Origin of the sequence: Sphingomonas olei (genome assembly GCF_045369765.1) — a bacterium.
Classification (GTDB): Bacteria; Pseudomonadota; Alphaproteobacteria; order Sphingomonadales; family Sphingomonadaceae; genus Sphingomonas; species Sphingomonas panaciterrae.
On record NZ_JBIQEU010000002.1, the window covers coordinates 198,213 to 214,138 of the forward strand.

Annotated in this window: 10 protein-coding genes; 9 read left to right on the forward strand and 1 reads right to left on the reverse strand. The window is 67.0% G+C overall.

From position 1 onward, the window contains the following. The first annotated feature begins 65 nt into the window (after positions 1–65). Genes ACH0BU_RS03490 through trxA form a run of 7 tightly spaced genes read left to right on the forward strand, consistent with a single transcriptional unit; the run spans position 66 to position 11,307 of the window. Positions 66–2,387: a sensor histidine kinase gene (locus ACH0BU_RS03490; protein ID WP_136451170.1), complete on the forward strand. Its 2,322-nt coding sequence runs from the start codon at positions 66–68 to the stop codon at positions 2,385–2,387. Beyond that, positions 2,384–2,842: a tRNA (adenosine(37)-N6)-threonylcarbamoyltransferase complex ATPase subunit type 1 TsaE gene (gene tsaE, locus ACH0BU_RS03495; protein WP_136451171.1), complete on the forward strand. Its 459-nt coding sequence runs from the start codon at positions 2,384–2,386 to the stop codon at positions 2,840–2,842. The genes ACH0BU_RS03490 and tsaE overlap by 4 nt, the downstream gene beginning before the upstream one ends. After that, positions 2,839–3,810, forward strand: a complete 972-nt coding sequence (locus tag ACH0BU_RS03500) for an aminoglycoside phosphotransferase family protein (RefSeq protein ID WP_211095203.1) — start codon at positions 2,839–2,841, stop codon at positions 3,808–3,810. Before tsaE ends, ACH0BU_RS03500 begins: the two co-directional genes overlap by 4 nt. Beyond that, entirely contained in the window at positions 3,807–4,559 is a 753-nt protein-coding gene (locus ACH0BU_RS03505; RefSeq protein ID WP_125944923.1) for a nucleotidyltransferase family protein, read from the forward strand. The genes ACH0BU_RS03500 and ACH0BU_RS03505 overlap by 4 nt, the downstream gene beginning before the upstream one ends. Next, a complete protein-coding gene (gene addB / locus ACH0BU_RS03510) occupies positions 4,552–7,479 on the forward strand; it encodes a double-strand break repair protein AddB (RefSeq protein WP_500263770.1) in 2,928 nt (975 codons plus the stop codon). The genes ACH0BU_RS03505 and addB overlap by 8 nt, the downstream gene beginning before the upstream one ends. Next, positions 7,469–10,936, forward strand: a complete 3,468-nt coding sequence (addA, locus tag ACH0BU_RS03515; RefSeq protein WP_500263771.1) for a double-strand break repair helicase AddA — start codon at positions 7,469–7,471, stop codon at positions 10,934–10,936. Before addB ends, addA begins: the two co-directional genes overlap by 11 nt. A 47-nt stretch (positions 10,937–10,983) precedes the next feature. Then, on the forward strand, positions 10,984–11,307 hold the full coding sequence (gene trxA, locus ACH0BU_RS03520; RefSeq protein ID WP_046410535.1) for a thioredoxin TrxA: 324 nt from the start codon (positions 10,984–10,986) through the stop codon (positions 11,305–11,307). Positions 11,308–11,359: 52 nt separating this feature from the next. Here the strand turns inward: trxA and argJ are convergent, their stop codons facing one another. After that, positions 11,360–12,586: a bifunctional glutamate N-acetyltransferase/amino-acid acetyltransferase ArgJ gene (argJ, locus tag ACH0BU_RS03525; RefSeq protein WP_500263772.1), complete on the reverse strand. Its 1,227-nt coding sequence runs from the start codon at positions 12,584–12,586 to the stop codon at positions 11,360–11,362. Between the two features lie 210 nt (positions 12,587–12,796). Between argJ and ACH0BU_RS03530 the strand changes: the two genes are divergently transcribed. Beyond that, on the forward strand, positions 12,797–13,054 hold the full coding sequence (locus ACH0BU_RS03530; protein WP_314469864.1) for a hypothetical protein: 258 nt from the start codon (positions 12,797–12,799) through the stop codon (positions 13,052–13,054). Positions 13,055–13,147: 93 nt separating this feature from the next. Further along, positions 13,148–15,883 carry a preprotein translocase subunit SecA gene (gene secA / locus ACH0BU_RS03535; RefSeq protein ID WP_500263773.1) on the forward strand — a complete coding sequence of 912 codons (2,736 nt, stop codon included), beginning with the start codon at positions 13,148–13,150 and terminating at the stop codon, positions 15,881–15,883. Positions 15,884–15,926: the final 43 nt, after the last annotated feature.

A 15,926-nucleotide genomic window follows, 5' to 3' on the forward strand; every position in this document is an offset into this window, starting at 1 on the left:
TTAGTCGTTCCGCGCGTAGAAAGAGGAACGACCGAACGGACACGCCGATTTCCTTGACCACTCCCATGCTGATCGTTGCGGGCCTGATCCTGCTGCTGCTGGTCGCCGGCGCTTCCGCAGCGCTCTACCATGGGCTTCGGCTGAGCGGTGCCGCCTCGCGGGAGCGTGAACAGTGGCTGGCCGCCCGAGCGCTGCTGGCCCATGCGCCGATGCAGCCGATCCTGGTGCGGTCGGACCTGCGCCTCGACATGCCGCCCCGCGTCGCCGACCTGTTCGGCCTCGTCCAGCCGGCGACCGACCTTGACGGGCTGAGCTCCGCTGGCGGTGGCCTTGATCCGCTGGATGTCGAACGGATCATGGCCGATCTGCTCGCCCTGCAACGCTCGGGGCGCCCCTTCGTGCGTCAGGTTCGCCCCCGCGGCGCCGCCCGCACGCTCACCCTGCATGGCGAACGTTCGCCCACCCATGGCCAGGGCACGGACATGGTCCTCTGGGTCCATGACGCAAGCGAGGCGCAGGCGGAGGTAGAGCGGCTCGCCAATGAGCAGGCGCAGGTGCGTGAGGCGTTCGAGGCGCTGACCGGCCTGATCGAGGCCGCGCCCATGCCCATGTGGTATCGTGGGCCCGACCTGCGGCTGGCGATGGTCAACACCGCTTATGTCCAGGGTGTGGAGGGCAACGCGGCCGCCGACGTGGTCGCGCGCGGCGTGGAATTGATCGAGGGTTCTGGGCATGGCGGCCCGCTCGCCGGCGCGATCGCCGCGCGCGAGACCGGGCGGCCGGAGGTGCGGGTCCTGCCCGCCACGATCGGCGGCGCGCGCCGGTCGATGCTTCTCCACGACGTGCCCTTGCCCAATGGCGGCGTCGCAGGCTTTGCGATCGACATCGAGGATCTTGAGCAGGCCCGCGCACGCGAGCGCCGCTTCGCCGATGCGCAGCGCGCGATGCTCGATCGCCTGTCCGCCGGCGTGGCGCAGTTCGGCCGCGATCGTTCGCTTGTCTTCTGCAACCAGCCGTTCCGCCGCATGTTCGCAATGCGCAGCGAATGGCTGTCCGACCGGCCGGAGTTCGATCGCGTGATCGAGCGGATGCGCGAGGCGAACAGGCTGCCCGAGGTCCGTGACTTTCCGGGCTGGAAGGCTGAGCGTCGCGAATGGTTCACCCGCACCGACGCCGCCGTGGAGGAAACGTGGCACCTGCCGAACGGCGTCTACATCCGCGTCGTCGCGCAGCTGCTGCCCGACGGCGGGCTGTTGCTGATCTTCGAGGACCGGACCGAGGAGGTGCAGCTCGCCTCCGCGCGTGACACTTTGCTGCGCGTCCGCACCGCCACGTTCGACAATCTCTTCGAGGCGCTGGGCGTTTTTGCCGCGGACGGCCGGCTACAATTGTGGAACAATCGCTTCCGCGCCCTCTGGGAGCTGGAGGAGGAATTCCTCAACGGCCATCCCCGCGTGGACGCGGTGGCGGAAAAGATCGCGCCAAAGCTGCGCACGCCCAACCGCGCCAAGCTCGTCACCGATCTGGTGCGGTCCGCGACCACCGATCGCCAGCAGCGTGGTGGCCGCGTTGCCCTTGCGGATGGCCGCCATTACGAATTTGCGGCGGTGCCGCTGCCGGATGGCAATGCACTGTTCACCATGCTCGACATCACCGACAGTCGCCGTGCGGAGCAGGCGCTGCGCGACCGCGCCGCCGCGCTGGAGGCGGCCGACAAGGTTAAAACAGCCTTTGTCGCGAACATGAGTTACGAGCTGCGCACCCCGCTTACCTCGATCAGCGGCTTCGCCGAGATGCTGCATGCGGGCTATGCGGGCGACCTGTCGGAACAGGGCACCCAATATGTCGGCGCAATCCTGGAGTCGGTCGAGCGGCTCGGCCTGCTGATCGATGATGTGCTGAACCTGACGCAGGCGGAGGGAGAGGCACCGCTGGTGCGCGAGGCGGTTGACCTTCCAGCGTTGCTGGCCGGCGCGGCGGAGGCGCGGCGCAGCGATGCGGATCTGCGCGCCATCGAACTCGTCACCGCGCTCGATGCCAGCGTCGGACAGGTGACCGGCGATCCCGGCCGCCTGCGCGAGGCGATGGATCACCTCCTGCGCCACGCGCTGAACGCCACCACCAGCGGCGGGCGCGTGCTGCTGCATGCGGAGGGCGACCCGAATACCGCCCGGATCATCGTGTCAGACGATGGCGCCGGGCTCGATGCCGATGCGGTCAGCCGCGCCTTTGACCGTTTCGCGCAGGCCGCCAACACGGAAAACGGCCGCACCCCCGACCTCGGCCTTCCCTTGGCCAAGCAGTTCGTCGAGGCGCATGGCGGAACGATCACCCTGGTGAGCGAACCGGGCATGGGCTCGCTGGTAACGGTGGCGCTTCCACGATGACAAAGGGCGAACGCCGGCTGGCGACTGCCGCCGACAGCGAGGCGGTCGGCGCAGAGATCGCCAGCGCGCTTCGCCCCGGCGACGTGGTGCTGCTCGACGGGCCGCTCGGTGCGGGCAAGACCAGCATCGCGCGCGGGCTGCTTGCGGCGCTCGGCCTCGCTGGTGAGGCCCCCAGTCCCAGCTTCGCGATCGTTCAGCCCTATGACGTGCCCGAGGTGCGGCTGCCGGTGCTCCATGTCGACCTCTATCGGCTCGACGATGCGTCGGAACTGCCAGAATTGGGACTGGACGACGCCCTGTACGACAGTGCGCTGGTCGTCGAATGGCCCGATCGCGCTGGCCCGTCGGCATGGCCCGACGCGCTTCGCCTCGCGCTTTCCATCGAACCGGATGGCGCGCGGCGCTTGACTTGGGAAGCGCCGGCGGCATGGGAGCGGCGATGGCCCTCGATATGATTCCGCCCCCGCATGCCCGCCCGTTTCTGGCGGCCAATGGATGGGGAGACGCGGAAATTCTCCCGCTTGCCGGCGATGCATCCTTTCGCCGCTATTTCCGCGTGGTGGACGGCACGCGCCGCGCCGTGCTGATGGACGCGCCGCCGCCGCAGGAGGATCCGCGTCCGTTCCTGGCGGTGGCTAACTGGTTGACCGATCACGGCTTTGGCGCGCCTGCCATCTATGCCTCCGATGATGATCGCGGCCTCGTCCTGCTCGAGGATTTCGGTGACAATCGCATGCGCGAGGCGATTGATCGCGATCCCGCCGCGACCGAGGGCCTCTACCAGAATGCCGTTGACGTGCTCATCGCGCTGCGTGGTTGTCCGGCGGGTGACTGGCGTCCTTATGACCGTGCGGAACTGCATCGTGAGGCCGCGCTGCTGGTCGAATGGTATTGCCCGGCGCTCGGCCTCGACGTCGATCTGGCGGGCTATACCGCCGCCTGGGACGCGGTGTTCGATCATGCGATCTTCGACCGGCCGGTCACGGTGCTGCGCGACTATCATGTCGAAAACCTGATGCTGGTGGGCGATCCGCACCGGCTCGGCCTGCTCGACTTCCAGGACGCGCTGGCCGGTCACCCTGCCTATGATCTTGTATCGCTGTTGCAGGATGCCCGCCGCGACGTGGCGCCCGAACTCGAAAACGCGATGATCGAGCGCTATTGCAACGTGACCGGTGAGGGGGAGGCGTTCATGCGCGCCTATCACGTGCTCGGCGCGCAGCGGAATGCGAAGATCATCGGCATCTTCACCCGCCTGTGGAAGCGCGATGGGAAGCCCCGCTATCCGGGGCTCTGCCCGCGCGTCTGGACCTATCTGGAGCGTGATCTGGCGCAGCCTGCGCTTGCTCCGGTCGCTGCCTGGTTCGATGCCAACATCCCCGCGTCGCTCCGCGGCGATCCGCTGCAGCTGAGCGCACGATGACCAAGCCGCGCGCCATCCGTCCCCGTCTTCCCGGCAAGGTGCCGACCACCGCGATGGTCATGGCGGCCGGCCTCGGCAAGCGGATGCGCCCGCTCACGGCCACCCGGCCCAAGCCGCTGATCCACGTCGCGGGCAAGCCGCTGCTCGACCATGCGCTCGACCATCTACGCGCCGCCGGGGTCAAGCGCGCTGTCGTCAACGTCCATTATCTGGCCGACACGCTGGAGGCGCATCTCGAGACGATCGAGGGGCTGGACATCGAAGTGTCGGATGAGCGTGGCCAGCTGCTCGAAACTGGCGGCGGGCTGATGAAGGCACGCCCGCTGCTTGGCGACGATCCGATCTTCGTCGTCAACAGCGACAATTTCTGGCTCGATGGCCCGATCGACGCCTTGTCGCTGATGGCCGATCGCTGGGACCCGGCGATCATGGATGTCCTCCTGCTGCTGGTGCCACTCGCCCGTGCGCATTGCCATGGCGGGCAGGGCGATTTCCATATCGATGCCGCGGGCAAGATCATCTCGCGGCGCAAGCCCGGGCGGGTCGCGCCTTATGTCTTCATCGGCGTCCAGATCCTGAACCCGGCGATCCTCGTCGTCGCGCCTGAGGCGCCGTTCTCCACCATGGTGTTCTGGGAACGCGCGATGGCGGCGGGCCGCGCCTATGGCGTGGTGCACCAGGGGTTGTGGGTCGACGTGGGGACGCCAAGGGCCGTCGCCCGGGCGGAGGAATTGCTCGAGAATGGCTGAGCGGCGCCGGCCGCGGCTCTACACCATCCCCGCGCACCGGGCCTTCGCCGATGCGCTGGTCGCCGGGCTGGTCCGGCGCTTTGGCGATGATCCGCTTGGCCTTGCCCGCGGCCTGATCCTCCTGCCCAACAACCGCGCGAAGCTCGCGGTCAACAATGCCTTCGTGCGCGCCCGCGGGGGCGCGTTGATCCTGCCGCGGCTGGTCGCGATCGGGGCGGACGACATTGGCGAATCGATCGGCGCTGCGCTCGATCCCGCCGATGCCGATCCGCCGCCCCCGGCGATCACTCCGCTGGCGCGCCAGATGATCCTGGCGCGGCTGGTGCAAGAGGAGCGCCCGTCGCTGGAGGCCTCCGAAGCGGTCCGCCTCGCCGGAGAACTTGCCCGAACGCTCGACCAGTTGATCGTCGAGGAAGTCGATCCGGCCCGGCTCGCCACGCTCGATCTCGGCGAGCTCACCGACCATTGGCGCGCGGCACTCGACCTCTTCCGCGTCGTGATCGAACGCTGGCCGCGCGAGTTGGAACGTCTCGGCCGCATCGACGCGAGTGCGCGCCGCGTGATCCTGTTGCGGCGCCTGGCCGATCGCTGGCGCACCACACCGCCCGACGGGTTCGTCTGCGCCGCCGGCATTACCGATGCGGCCCCCTCCGTTGCGGCGATGATGGGGCGCGTCGCGGTGATGGATCGCGGCCTCGTCGTGCTCGCTGGACTGGATCGGGCCATGCCCGACGACGAATGGGCCGCCTTGGGCCCGCATGAGGCCGATCCGATCACGAAACGGTCCGAACGCGCCATAGAGGTGCACCCCCAATTCCATCTGAAGCAGCTGCTCGCCCGCATGGGCATGGCGCGCGACGATGTTGCCCTGTGGGCCGATGGCAGCGATCACGACGCCTCGGCGGCACGCGGCCGGACGATCGCGACCGCCCTCGCGCCGGCCGAATATACCGCCCGCTGGACGGAGCTCAGGCCCCAGCAACGCCAGCTCGCCGGCGTCCGCATCGCCGAACTCGCCACGCCGGCAGAGGAGGCGCAGGCGATCGCGCTCGCCCTGCGTCAGGCGCTTGAGGTTCCGGAACGTACCGCCGCACTCGTCACCCCCGACCGCGCCCTCGCGCGCCGGGTGTCGGCACACTGCGCCCGCTGGAATATCGCGGTCGACGACAGCGCCGGTCGCCCCCTGTCGATCCTCCCGCCCGGCACCTTGCTGATCGCCATCGTGGAGGCCGCCGCCGAAGGGTTCGCGCCACTCGCCCTGCTGACCCTGCTGAAGCACCCGCTGGTCCGTGCGGGTGAGCAGCGTGGCCGTTGGCTGGAGAGCGTGCGCCGGCTCGACCGCCGCTTGCGCGGACCACGGCCAGCACCGGGGCTCGCCGGCATGGAGGGGCATCTCGGCGAGACTGCCGATGCGTGGTGGCACGAGCTACGCGGCCTGCTCGGGCCGCTCGCCGAGGCGTTCGATAACAGCCGGCTTTCGCTTGGCACGCTGATCGCGGCGCTGCGCGATGCGGCAACGGCACTCGCTGGTGACGAAGCGTGGCGTGGCCCCGCCGGGCGCGCCGCCGCCGATCTTCTGGCGGAACTTGAGGCGGAAGCGGATCGCGGCCCATCCAACGTGGCGGCAACCGGTCTCGGCCCCTTGCTGCGCCTCCTCATGGACCAGGTCGCTGTGCGTCCGCAGGGGGGGCATGCCCGCGTTGCGATCTACGGCCTCATCGAGGCGCGACTGCAATCGGCCGACCTCATGATCCTCGGCGGCCTTAACGAGGGCGTTTGGCCAGGGGCAGCGGCACCCGATCCCTGGCTGGCGCCCCGCATTCGCGCGATGCTTGGGCTTCCCGGTCTGGAACGGGCGATCGGCGTCGCGGCGCACGATTTCGGCCAGGCGCTGGGCGCCCGCGAGGTGCTGATCACCCGCGCTCGTCGTGACGCGCGTTCTCCTGCGATCCCCTCGCGCTTGTGGCTTCGCCTCGCCGCAATGGCGGGCGACGAATTTGATCGAGCGCGCGATGTCGCGCTGGAACAATGGACACGGGCGATCGATGACGGCGGCACGCCGCAGCCGGCGGAGCGGCCTGCGCCTTGCCCGCCGCGGCGGCTCCGGCCCACCGCCATGTCCGTCACGCAAGTGGACCGTCTGAAGGCCGATCCTTTCGCCTTCTACGCGCAGCAGATCCTCCGCCTGCGTATGCTGGACCCGGTCGATGCCGATCCCACCGCCGCCTGGCGCGGGACTGCGGTTCACGCCATTCTGGAGGCGTGGGCGCGTGACGACGCCTGCCACGTCGACCTTCTGGCGCCGCGCGCGATCGAGATGCTGGCCGATCCGACGACGCACCCGTTGCTACGCGCCTTGTGGCAGCCGCGCCTCCTCGCTGCGGTCGAATGGATCGCGCAGCGCATGGCGGCCGAGCAGGCGAGTGGTCGAACGGTGCTGGCCGCGGAGGGGAAGGGCGGGACCACCATCGCCGGGATCGAGCTTTCCGGCCGCTTCGATCGCATTGACCGTCTCGGTGACGGCACGCTCGCGATCGTCGACTACAAGACAGGCAAGGCGCCGTCGGCCTCCGCGGTTCGCGCGGGATTTTCGATGCAACTCGGATTACTCGGCGCGATCGCCGAGGACGGCGGCTTCCCGGGGATCAGCGGCACGGCGGGCGCCTTCGAATATTGGTCGCTGGCCCGCTACCGCGACAGCTTCGGCAGCGTGACGAGCCCGGTCGATCCCGTCGGAAAGGGCGATCGTGTCGTCACATCGGAATTCGTCGGCCGGGCACGGGACGAATTCACCGAGGCGGCGAAACTCTGGCTGTTGGGCGACGAGCCGTTCAAGGCAAAGCTCCACCCCGAATATGCGCCCTATACGGAATATGATCAGCTGATGCGTCGCGACGAATGGTACGGCCGTGACCAGTAGCGCCTCGGGCATCCGTCCGCTCCCGCCGTTGCGCGGTGAGCAGCGCCGGGCGAGCGCACCCGATGCGCACGTGTGGCTGTCGGCCTCCGCCGGCACGGGCAAGACGCAGGTGTTGTCCGCCCGCGTCTTCCGGCTGCTGCTCCGGGGCGTTGATCCTGCCGCCATCCTGTGCCTGACCTTTACCAAGGCCGGCGCGGCCGAGATGGCAGCGCGCGTCAGCCAGCGATTGGCCGCTTGGGTCCGGATGAAGGACCGTGACCTGTTCGCCGATCTCCAGGCGCTTGGCGAGGCAGCCGATCCGGCTCAGCGCGACCGCGCCCGCACGTTGTTCGCCAAGGTGCTCGATGCGCCGGGCGGTGGACTGCGTATCCAGACGATCCACGGTTTCTGCCAGAGCCTGCTTGCCGCCTTCCCGACCGAGGCGGGACTGGTGCCCGGCTTTCGCCCGATGGAGGCGCGCGAAGAAGGCGTGCTTGCCCGCGCCACCCTCGCCGAACTGCTGGTGCAGGCGGAGCGGGAAGGGCGCGCTGGCCCGGTAGAGGCGATCGGAAAGCTCAGCCTTCGGCTGGGCGAGGCGGGTGCCGAACAATTCCTGAATGATTGCGCGCGGGCGGCAAGCGCGCTGGAGCAGCTCCCCAGCGGCATTCAACCGTGGCTCCGCCGCGAGCTGGACCTGCCGGCTGGCGATATAGAAGAGCACATCCGCTCTGCCTGCGGGGACGATGCGATCGATCGCGCGGCGATCGAGGCGGTCGGTCGGCTGAACGCGGCCTGGGGAACGAAGAGTGGGCTGGCCCGCGCAGAGGCAATCGCTCTTTGGCTCGCCGCGGGCAGTGAACAACGGGCGCAAACGCTCGATCAGCTTCACCTCACATGGGCCAAGGCCGACGGGGACCCTCGATCGTTCGGCAAGGGGCAGGCGCCGCCTGATCCCGCCTATGCCGATCTCGCATCCCGCCTGCACGGGCAATGTTCGGAGCTGCTCAGCCTCAGGGTTCGCGCCGCTTATGCCGATCTGCTCGCCGAGGGGCTGACGGTCGGGCGGGACTATGCGCGCGCGTATACGGCGGCAAAGCGTCGCGGCGGGCTCGTCGATTTTGATGATCTGATCGCTGCCACGATCGGCCTTCTTGATCAGCCTGGCATCGGTGAATGGGTTCGCTTCAAGCTCGATCAGACGACGGAGCACGTGCTGATCGACGAGGCTCAGGATACCAACGTCGCGCAATGGCGCATCGTGCGTGCGCTGGTCGACGAATATTTCGTCGGCCGCGGCGTCTATGCGCCCTCGGTCCGCACGCTGTTCACGGTGGGCGACCACAAGCAGGCGATCTTCGGCTTCCAGGGCACTGACCCAATCAACTTCCGCGCGGCCGAAATGCATTTTTCGCGCAAGGCTGCCGAGGTGCGCGGCGACGATCGCATGCCGGATGATGAGCGCGGCCTCCCGTTCGAGCGCCTGTCGCTCGTTTCCTCCTTCCGCTCGACCCGTCCCATCCTGCAGTTCGTCGACGCGGCCATCGCCGCGCTTGAGCCTGATGCGCTCGGGCCAGGCGTCGAACTTCGCGAACATGCCAGTGAGGTGCCGGGGCCCGGCATCGTGGAGCTTTGGCCGCCGATCGTGTCGGGCGAGGTGGAAGATGATGGGCCGGAGGACTGGATCGACGATGCGGTCCGCCGCAACGCCGCCCGGATCGCGCGGCAGATCCGCGACTGGATCGACCGGGGCGTGATGCTGGAAAGCAAGGGGCGTCCGATCCGGCCAGAGGACATCATGGTGCTGGTCAAACGGCGCGGAGAGATCGCCCAGCTGATCGTGGCGCGCCTATATGCCGAAGGGGTGCCCGTCGCCGGTGTCGATCGGCTGCGATTGAACGCGCCGCTCGCGGTGCAGGACCTGCTTGCCGCCGTCCGTTTCGTTCTGCAGCCGGACGATGACCTCAGCCTCGCCAGCCTGCTCGTGTCACCGCTGATCGGATGGACGCAGGAGGAGCTGCTCGCGCGCGCGGTGCCGCGATCGGGCAGTCTGTGGCGCCACCTGTCGGAACATCATCGCGAATTGCTGGCACCACTCGACGCGATGCTGGCCCGAGCCGACTTCACGACACCTTATCGTTTCCTGGAGGAACTGCTCTCCGGCCAGCTCGGCGGACGGCAGCGGCTGCTTGCCCGCCTCGGCGAAGAAGCGCGCGACCCGATCGAGGAATTGCTGAGCGCGGCGCTGGAATTCGAAACAACCGCCACCCCATCGCTTCAGCGTTTCCTCGACTGGTTCGATCGCGGCGAGGTGGAGGTGAAGCGCGAGGCGGAAGGGGTCCTCAACGCGGTGCGGGTAATGACCGCGCATGGTGCCAAGGGGCTGCAGGCGCCTGTCGTGATCCTGGCCGACGCCGCTGCTGATCCCGATTCCACGCGCGGCGGCAACCTGATGTGGACCCCGGATGGCGCTGACGGCGCGATCCCCGTGCTCCCGCCACGCATGGCGGAGCGGGCGGGGCCGATCGCGGAGCTCGCGGCCGCGGCGGCGCTGCGCGAGCGGCAGGAGCATTGGCGCCTTTTCTATGTCGCCGCGACCCGCGCGGAGGAGCGGCTGGTCATCACCGGCTCGCTGGGCCCCAAGTACCGCAACAGCGGCGCGCCTGAGCAGAGCTGGCATCGCGCCGCCGCCCGCGCGCTCGACGCGCTCGGCGTGGCAGCCGACGACGCAGGCGAACGCGCGGCACTCATATTCCGTGGCGATCCGCCCGCGGCGCCCGTTGCGTCCAAGGCCAGCACCATACGAAAAATGGCCGAATCGACTCCGCTACCAGGCTGGGCACGGGAGGTAGCACCGCCAGAGGCGAGGCCCCCGCGGCCGCTTGCACCCTCCTCGATCGGTGAAGACGAGGTCGCGGATCCACCGCCCACGCCGGCAATGCGTGCCGCTGCCGAACGGGGCCGGCTGATCCATGGCCTGTTCGAACGCCTGCCCGGCGTGGCGGAGGCGGAGCGAGAAGACGCCGCCAGTCGCTGGCTGCGGCAAGTGGGCGGGATGGAGGATCCTGCAGAACGCCAGCACCTCACCCAGCTGGTCTGCGGTATCCTGTCAGATGATCGCTTTGCCGCGCTGTTTGGCCCGTGTTCACTAGGTGAGGCGCCGATCAGCGCGGTGGTTGAGGGCGGCCTGGTGATCGCGGGAACCGTCGACCGGCTGCTGATCACCCCTGATCGCGTGCAGGTCGTCGACTTCAAGACGGGGCGAGTGGCGCCCGAACGTATTGAAGATGTGCCGATCTATCACATCCGACAACAGGCGGCCTATGCCGCGGCACTCGCCGTCATCTTTCCCGGGCGCGCGATCGAGGCCGGGCTGCTCTATACCGCAGGGCCACGCATCATCACCTTGCCGCCAGAGCTGCTGGCCCGACACAAGCCGGGCTATTCGGGAGCGGAGCAAAGCTTCATCACGGGTCGTTGAGTGTCCGGCTGCGCACCCCTAAATGGAGCGCAAAGGAGATTTGAAGCATGGCCACGAAGAAGATCACGGACGACAGCTTCCACGCCGATGTCATCCAGTCGGACAAGCCGGTGCTGGTCGATTTCTGGGCGGAGTGGTGCGGCCCGTGCAAGATGATCGGCCCGAGCCTGGAGGAGATTTCCGAGGAGCTTGGTGAGCAGGTCACGATCGCGAAGATCAACATCGACGAAAACCCAGACGCACCGGGCCGCTACGGCGTGCGCGGTATTCCCACGATGATCCTGTTCAAGGGCGGCAACCCTGCGGCCACCAAGGTCGGTGCGGAGCCGAAGGGCCGGATCAAGGCCTGGCTCGAGGGTGAGCTCGCCTGATACTCAACTGGCGGCGACGATCCCTCACAGAGGCCGTCGCCGCCTTGATCTCCTAGCTGCGATAGTCAGCGTTGATGGAGATGTATCCGTGGGTCAGATCGCACGTCCAGACGGTCGCGCGGCCCTCGCCAAGACCTAGTTCGACGCCGATGGTGACTTCACGGCCCTTCAGGTGAGCCGCCACCGGGGTTTCGTCGTAACCCTCGACCGCCAGCCCGTCCTTTGCGACCTGCGTCGCGCCGAAGCGGATCGACAGACGGTCGCGTTCCGCTGGTTCGCCAGCCTTGCCAACCGCCATCACCACACGACCCCAATTGGCGTCCTCCCCGGCGATCGCGGTCTTTACCAGCGGAGAGTTGGCGATCGACATGGCGATGCGGTGGGCTGAGCGGTCACTCTCTGCTCCCTCTACGGTTATCTCGATCAGCTTGGTTGCGCCCTCGCCATCGCGCACGACCAGATGCGCCAGTTGGTGGCACAGGTCCGCCAGCGCCGCGCGGAATGCGTCGGCGCCGGCACTCTCATCACCCGTCAAAGGCGCGTTCTTCGCGCGACCGGTCGCAAAAGCCAGCACGGTGTCGCTGGTGGACGTGTCGCCATCGACGGTGATGCAGGAAAAGGTGCGGGCATTTGCGTCGGAAAGCGCGGCCTGCAGGAACGCGGCATCGACCGCTGCGTCGGTAAAGATGAACCCCAGCATGGTCGCCATGTCCGGCGCGATCATCCCCGATCCCTTGATCACGCCGACCAGTGTTACCGTCTTGCCGTCGACGATCGCCGTCGTCGTCGCTCCCTTCGTGAAGGTGTCTGTCGTCCCGATCGCTTCCGCGACGTCACGCCAACTGCACGGCTGGCTTGCAAAGGCAGCGTCGAGCCCAGCCTCAGCCTTGTCGATTGGCAGGGGAACGCCGATGACGCCCGTCGAGGCGACGAAAACGTCGGACGGTTTGCAATTCAGATGCGCGGCCGTGCGCGCGGCAATTGCCTCGACCGCCGCGCGGCCGCGCCCGCCGGTGAAGGCGTTGGAATTTCCGGCGTTCACCACCAGCGCCCGCGCTTCACCGAGGACCAGGGCGTTGCGACACCATTCCACCTCCGGTGACGGACATCTCGACTGTGTCACTACCCCAGCCACCGCCGTTCCTGGCTCCAGCGCGACAAAGGTGAGGTCGCAGCGATCCCATGTCTTGTATTGGGCGCGCGCAACATGCGGGATGGCACCTGCGATCACGGGCAACTCAGGGAAGGGCAGGGCGAGCGGAGAGACGGCGTAAGACATTCCTGCGCCATGCCGCGATCGGGGAAAAGAGTCATCACGGATGTTCCCGATCTCGCGCGATCGGCGCTGCAGCGGCGGCAGTCGCGACCGCTAACGAACGCCGTGCACCGCCCGTGTTCGCCTGCCCTCTACGAAATCGCCGCCGGTCTCGGACGGCGCAGCGCGAATTTTGGGTTGGCCACATCGTTATGCCACCCTATGTCCCGGCGCGTGAACATCCTGCTGCTTCTCTCTGCGTTGCTGTCTGCGCTCACCGGCGTAAGCAACAGTGCGCGTGCGCAGGAGCAAGCACGTGCGGTGGCTGAGGGCTCGATTGCGGTTGCACGCACCGCCACCGCAACGCGCGTCGCCACTTGGCGTCCGCTCGCGGCATCGATCACGCTTGCCGAGGCGGCGAGGCTGACGGGCGGAGAGCCCCTTGTTCTTGCCCCGGGCGAGCCGGTCTTTGCGGGCCGCCGGCGCGAATAAGCCAGCGCGTCGTCCGGTCAGCCGGACCGCAATCGCTTTTCTCTGCGCGCGCCTTCGTGGCCGTCGCGCCGCTATGATATCAGGAACAGACCCATGTTCGGCAGCATCGCCAAATCGCTCTTCGGTTCGTCCAACGATCGCTACGTGCGCTCACTCAATCCCCTTCTCGCCAAGATTGCGTCGTTCGAACCGACGCTGCAGGCGATGGATGATGCGACGCTCGCCAACCAGACGGCGCTCTTTCGCGAGCGCCTGGCGAACGGCGAAACGCTCGACAGTCTGCTGCCCGAGGCCTTTGCGACCGTCCGAGAAGCTGCGAAGCGCGTTCTTGGTCAGCGCCACTATGATGTGCAGATGATCGGCGGCATCGTGCTTCATCGCGGCGAGATCGCCGAAATGCGCACGGGTGAGGGCAAGACGCTGGTGGCGACGCTCGCGACCTATCTGAATGCGCTGCCAGGAAAGGGCGTTCACGTCATCACCGTCAACGACTATCTCGCCGCGCGTGACGCGGACTGGATGGGACGTGTCTATCGCTTCCTTGGCCTCACGGTGGGCGTGATCGTTCCGAACCTTTCGGATGATGAACGCCGTGCCGCCTATGCTGCCGATATCACCTACGGCACGAACAATGAGTTCGGCTTCGATTACCTGCGCGACAACATGAAATATGATCGCGCGTCGATGGTGCAGCGGCCGTTCGCCATGGCCATCGTCGACGAGGTCGACTCGGTGCTGATCGACGAAGCCCGCACGCCGCTGATCATCTCGGGCCCGACGGACGACAAAAGCGAACTGTACATCGCGGTTGATGCCGTGGTGAAGCAGATCACGCCGGACGATTACGAAAAGGACGAGAAGCAAAAGACGATCGTTCTGACGGAAGAAGGCACCGAGCGGGTCGAGCGATTGCTGGAGGCGGCCGGTCTTCTAGAGGGCGCGAACCTCTACGACTTCGAAAATACGCAGGTGGTGCACCACCTGAACCAGTCGCTTCGTGCGAACGTCATGTTCAAGCGGGACATCGACTATATCGTCAAGGACGGGAAGGTGATCATCATCGATGAATTCACCGGCCGCATGATGGACGGGCGCCGCTGGTCCGATGGCCTGCACCAAGCGGTCGAGGCGAAGGAGGGGGTCCAGATCGAGCCTGAGAACCAGACCATGGCCTCGATCACCTTCCAGAACTATTTCCGCATGTACCCGAAGCTTGCCGGCATGACCGGCACGGCGGCCACCGAAGCTGCCGAGTTCTTCGACATCTACAAGATGAACGTCGTCACCATCCCGACGAACAATCCCATTCGCCGCGTCGACGAAGAAGATGAGTTCTACAAGGACACGCACGACAAGTTCCGCGCCATCGCCAAGCGGATCCGCCAGCATGCAGAGAAGGGGCAGCCGGTTCTCGTCGGCACCGTGTCGATCGAGAAGTCGGAGATGCTCAGCGAGTTCCTGAAGCAGGAAGGCGTTGACCATTCCGTCCTGAATGCCCGGTACCACGAACAGGAAGCGCACATCGTCGCGCAGGCGGGCCGACTGGGCGCGGTGACGATCGCGACCAACATGGCCGGCCGCGGTACCGACATTCAGCTCGGCGGTAACCTGGAATTCCGCGTGGAGGACGAACTCGCTGGCATGCCGGAGGGGCCGGACCGTGACGCCGCAATAGAACAGATCCGGGCGGAAATCGCGGCTGAAAAGGCGAAGGTGCTGGAAGCGGGCGGCCTCTTCGTGCTAGGTACAGAGCGTCACGAAAGTCGGCGTATCGACAATCAGCTGCGCGGTCGTTCGGGCCGGCAGGGCGATCCCGGCCTCAGCCGCTTCTATCTCAGCCTGGACGACGATCTGCTGCGTATCTTCGGACCCGACACGCTATTCGCGCGCATGATGCGCAGCAATATCGAGGACGGCGAGGCGATCGGCAGCAAGTGGCTGACGAAGGCAATCGAGACAGCGCAGAAGAAGGTCGAGGCGCGCAACTACGACATCCGCAAGCAGGTCGTCGAATATGACGACGTGATGAACGACCAGCGCAAGGTCATTTACGAGCAGCGTGCTGACATCATGGATGCCGAGACCGTCGGTGACGTCGTAACCGACATGCGCGCGGAAACGGTCAATGCGATCGTGGGCGATGCGTGCCCGGTTGGCTCCTATCCGGAGCAGTGGGATGTTGAGGGGATGAAGGACAGGCTTGCCGAGATCCTGAACCTCACGCCGCGCATCGACGATTGGCTCGGCGAGGACGCGGTCGATCCGGAAATGATCACGGAGCGTGTGCAGGCTGAGGCGGACGCGATGGTGGCGGCCAAGGCGGCAGAGCTTGAGCCGGAAACCTGGACTCAGGTCGAGAAGTCGATCCTGCTCCAGAACCTCGATCATCATTGGAAGGAGCATCTCGCGACGCTGGACGCGTTGCGTCAGGTGGTTCACCTGCGTGCCTATGCGCAGAAGACGCCGATCAACGAGTACAAGCAGGAAGCCTTCGCGCTGTTCCAGCGGATGCTGGATGCCATTCGCGAGGACGTGACGAAGACGATCGCGCATGCCCAGTTCCAGCTGCAGGCGCCGCCGCCGCTGCCGGATCTTCCGGACTTCATTACGACCCACTTCGACCCGTTCTCCGGTGAGGACAATTCGGCGGACGTGGATGCGGGCACGCTGGGCCTAATTCAGACGCAGGTGCCGCCGATGCAGATCCCGCAGCCTACCGGCGTCGAGGTTGGCGAGGACCCGGAGAGCTGGAAGGGCGTGGTCAGCCGCAATTCGCCGTGCCCGTGCGGCTCCGGGCGCAAGTACAAGCACTGCCACGGCGCGGTTTGAGCCTGGCTCGCGGGCGGACCCTTCCAGATCTCGCCCGCACCTC

What these genes read in the sequence shown, in the direction of transcription:
- ACH0BU_RS03490 (WP_136451170.1), top strand. Translation starts at nt 66, where the DNA reads ATGCTGATCGTTGCGGGCCTGATCCTGCTGCTGCTGGTCGCCGGCGCT.
- tsaE (WP_136451171.1), top strand. Translation starts at nt 2,384, where the DNA reads ATGACAAAGGGCGAACGCCGGCTGGCGACTGCCGCCGACAGCGAGGCG.
- ACH0BU_RS03500 (WP_211095203.1), top strand. Translation starts at nt 2,839, where the DNA reads ATGATTCCGCCCCCGCATGCCCGCCCGTTTCTGGCGGCCAATGGATGG.
- ACH0BU_RS03505 (WP_125944923.1), top strand. Translation starts at nt 3,807, where the DNA reads ATGACCAAGCCGCGCGCCATCCGTCCCCGTCTTCCCGGCAAGGTGCCG.
- addB (WP_500263770.1), top strand. Translation starts at nt 4,552, where the DNA reads ATGGCTGAGCGGCGCCGGCCGCGGCTCTACACCATCCCCGCGCACCGG.
- trxA (WP_046410535.1), top strand. Translation starts at nt 10,984, where the DNA reads ATGGCCACGAAGAAGATCACGGACGACAGCTTCCACGCCGATGTCATC.
- argJ (WP_500263772.1), bottom strand. Translation starts at nt 12,586, where the DNA reads ATGTCTTACGCCGTCTCTCCGCTCGCCCTGCCCTTCCCTGAGTTGCCC.
- secA (WP_500263773.1), top strand. Translation starts at nt 13,148, where the DNA reads ATGTTCGGCAGCATCGCCAAATCGCTCTTCGGTTCGTCCAACGATCGC.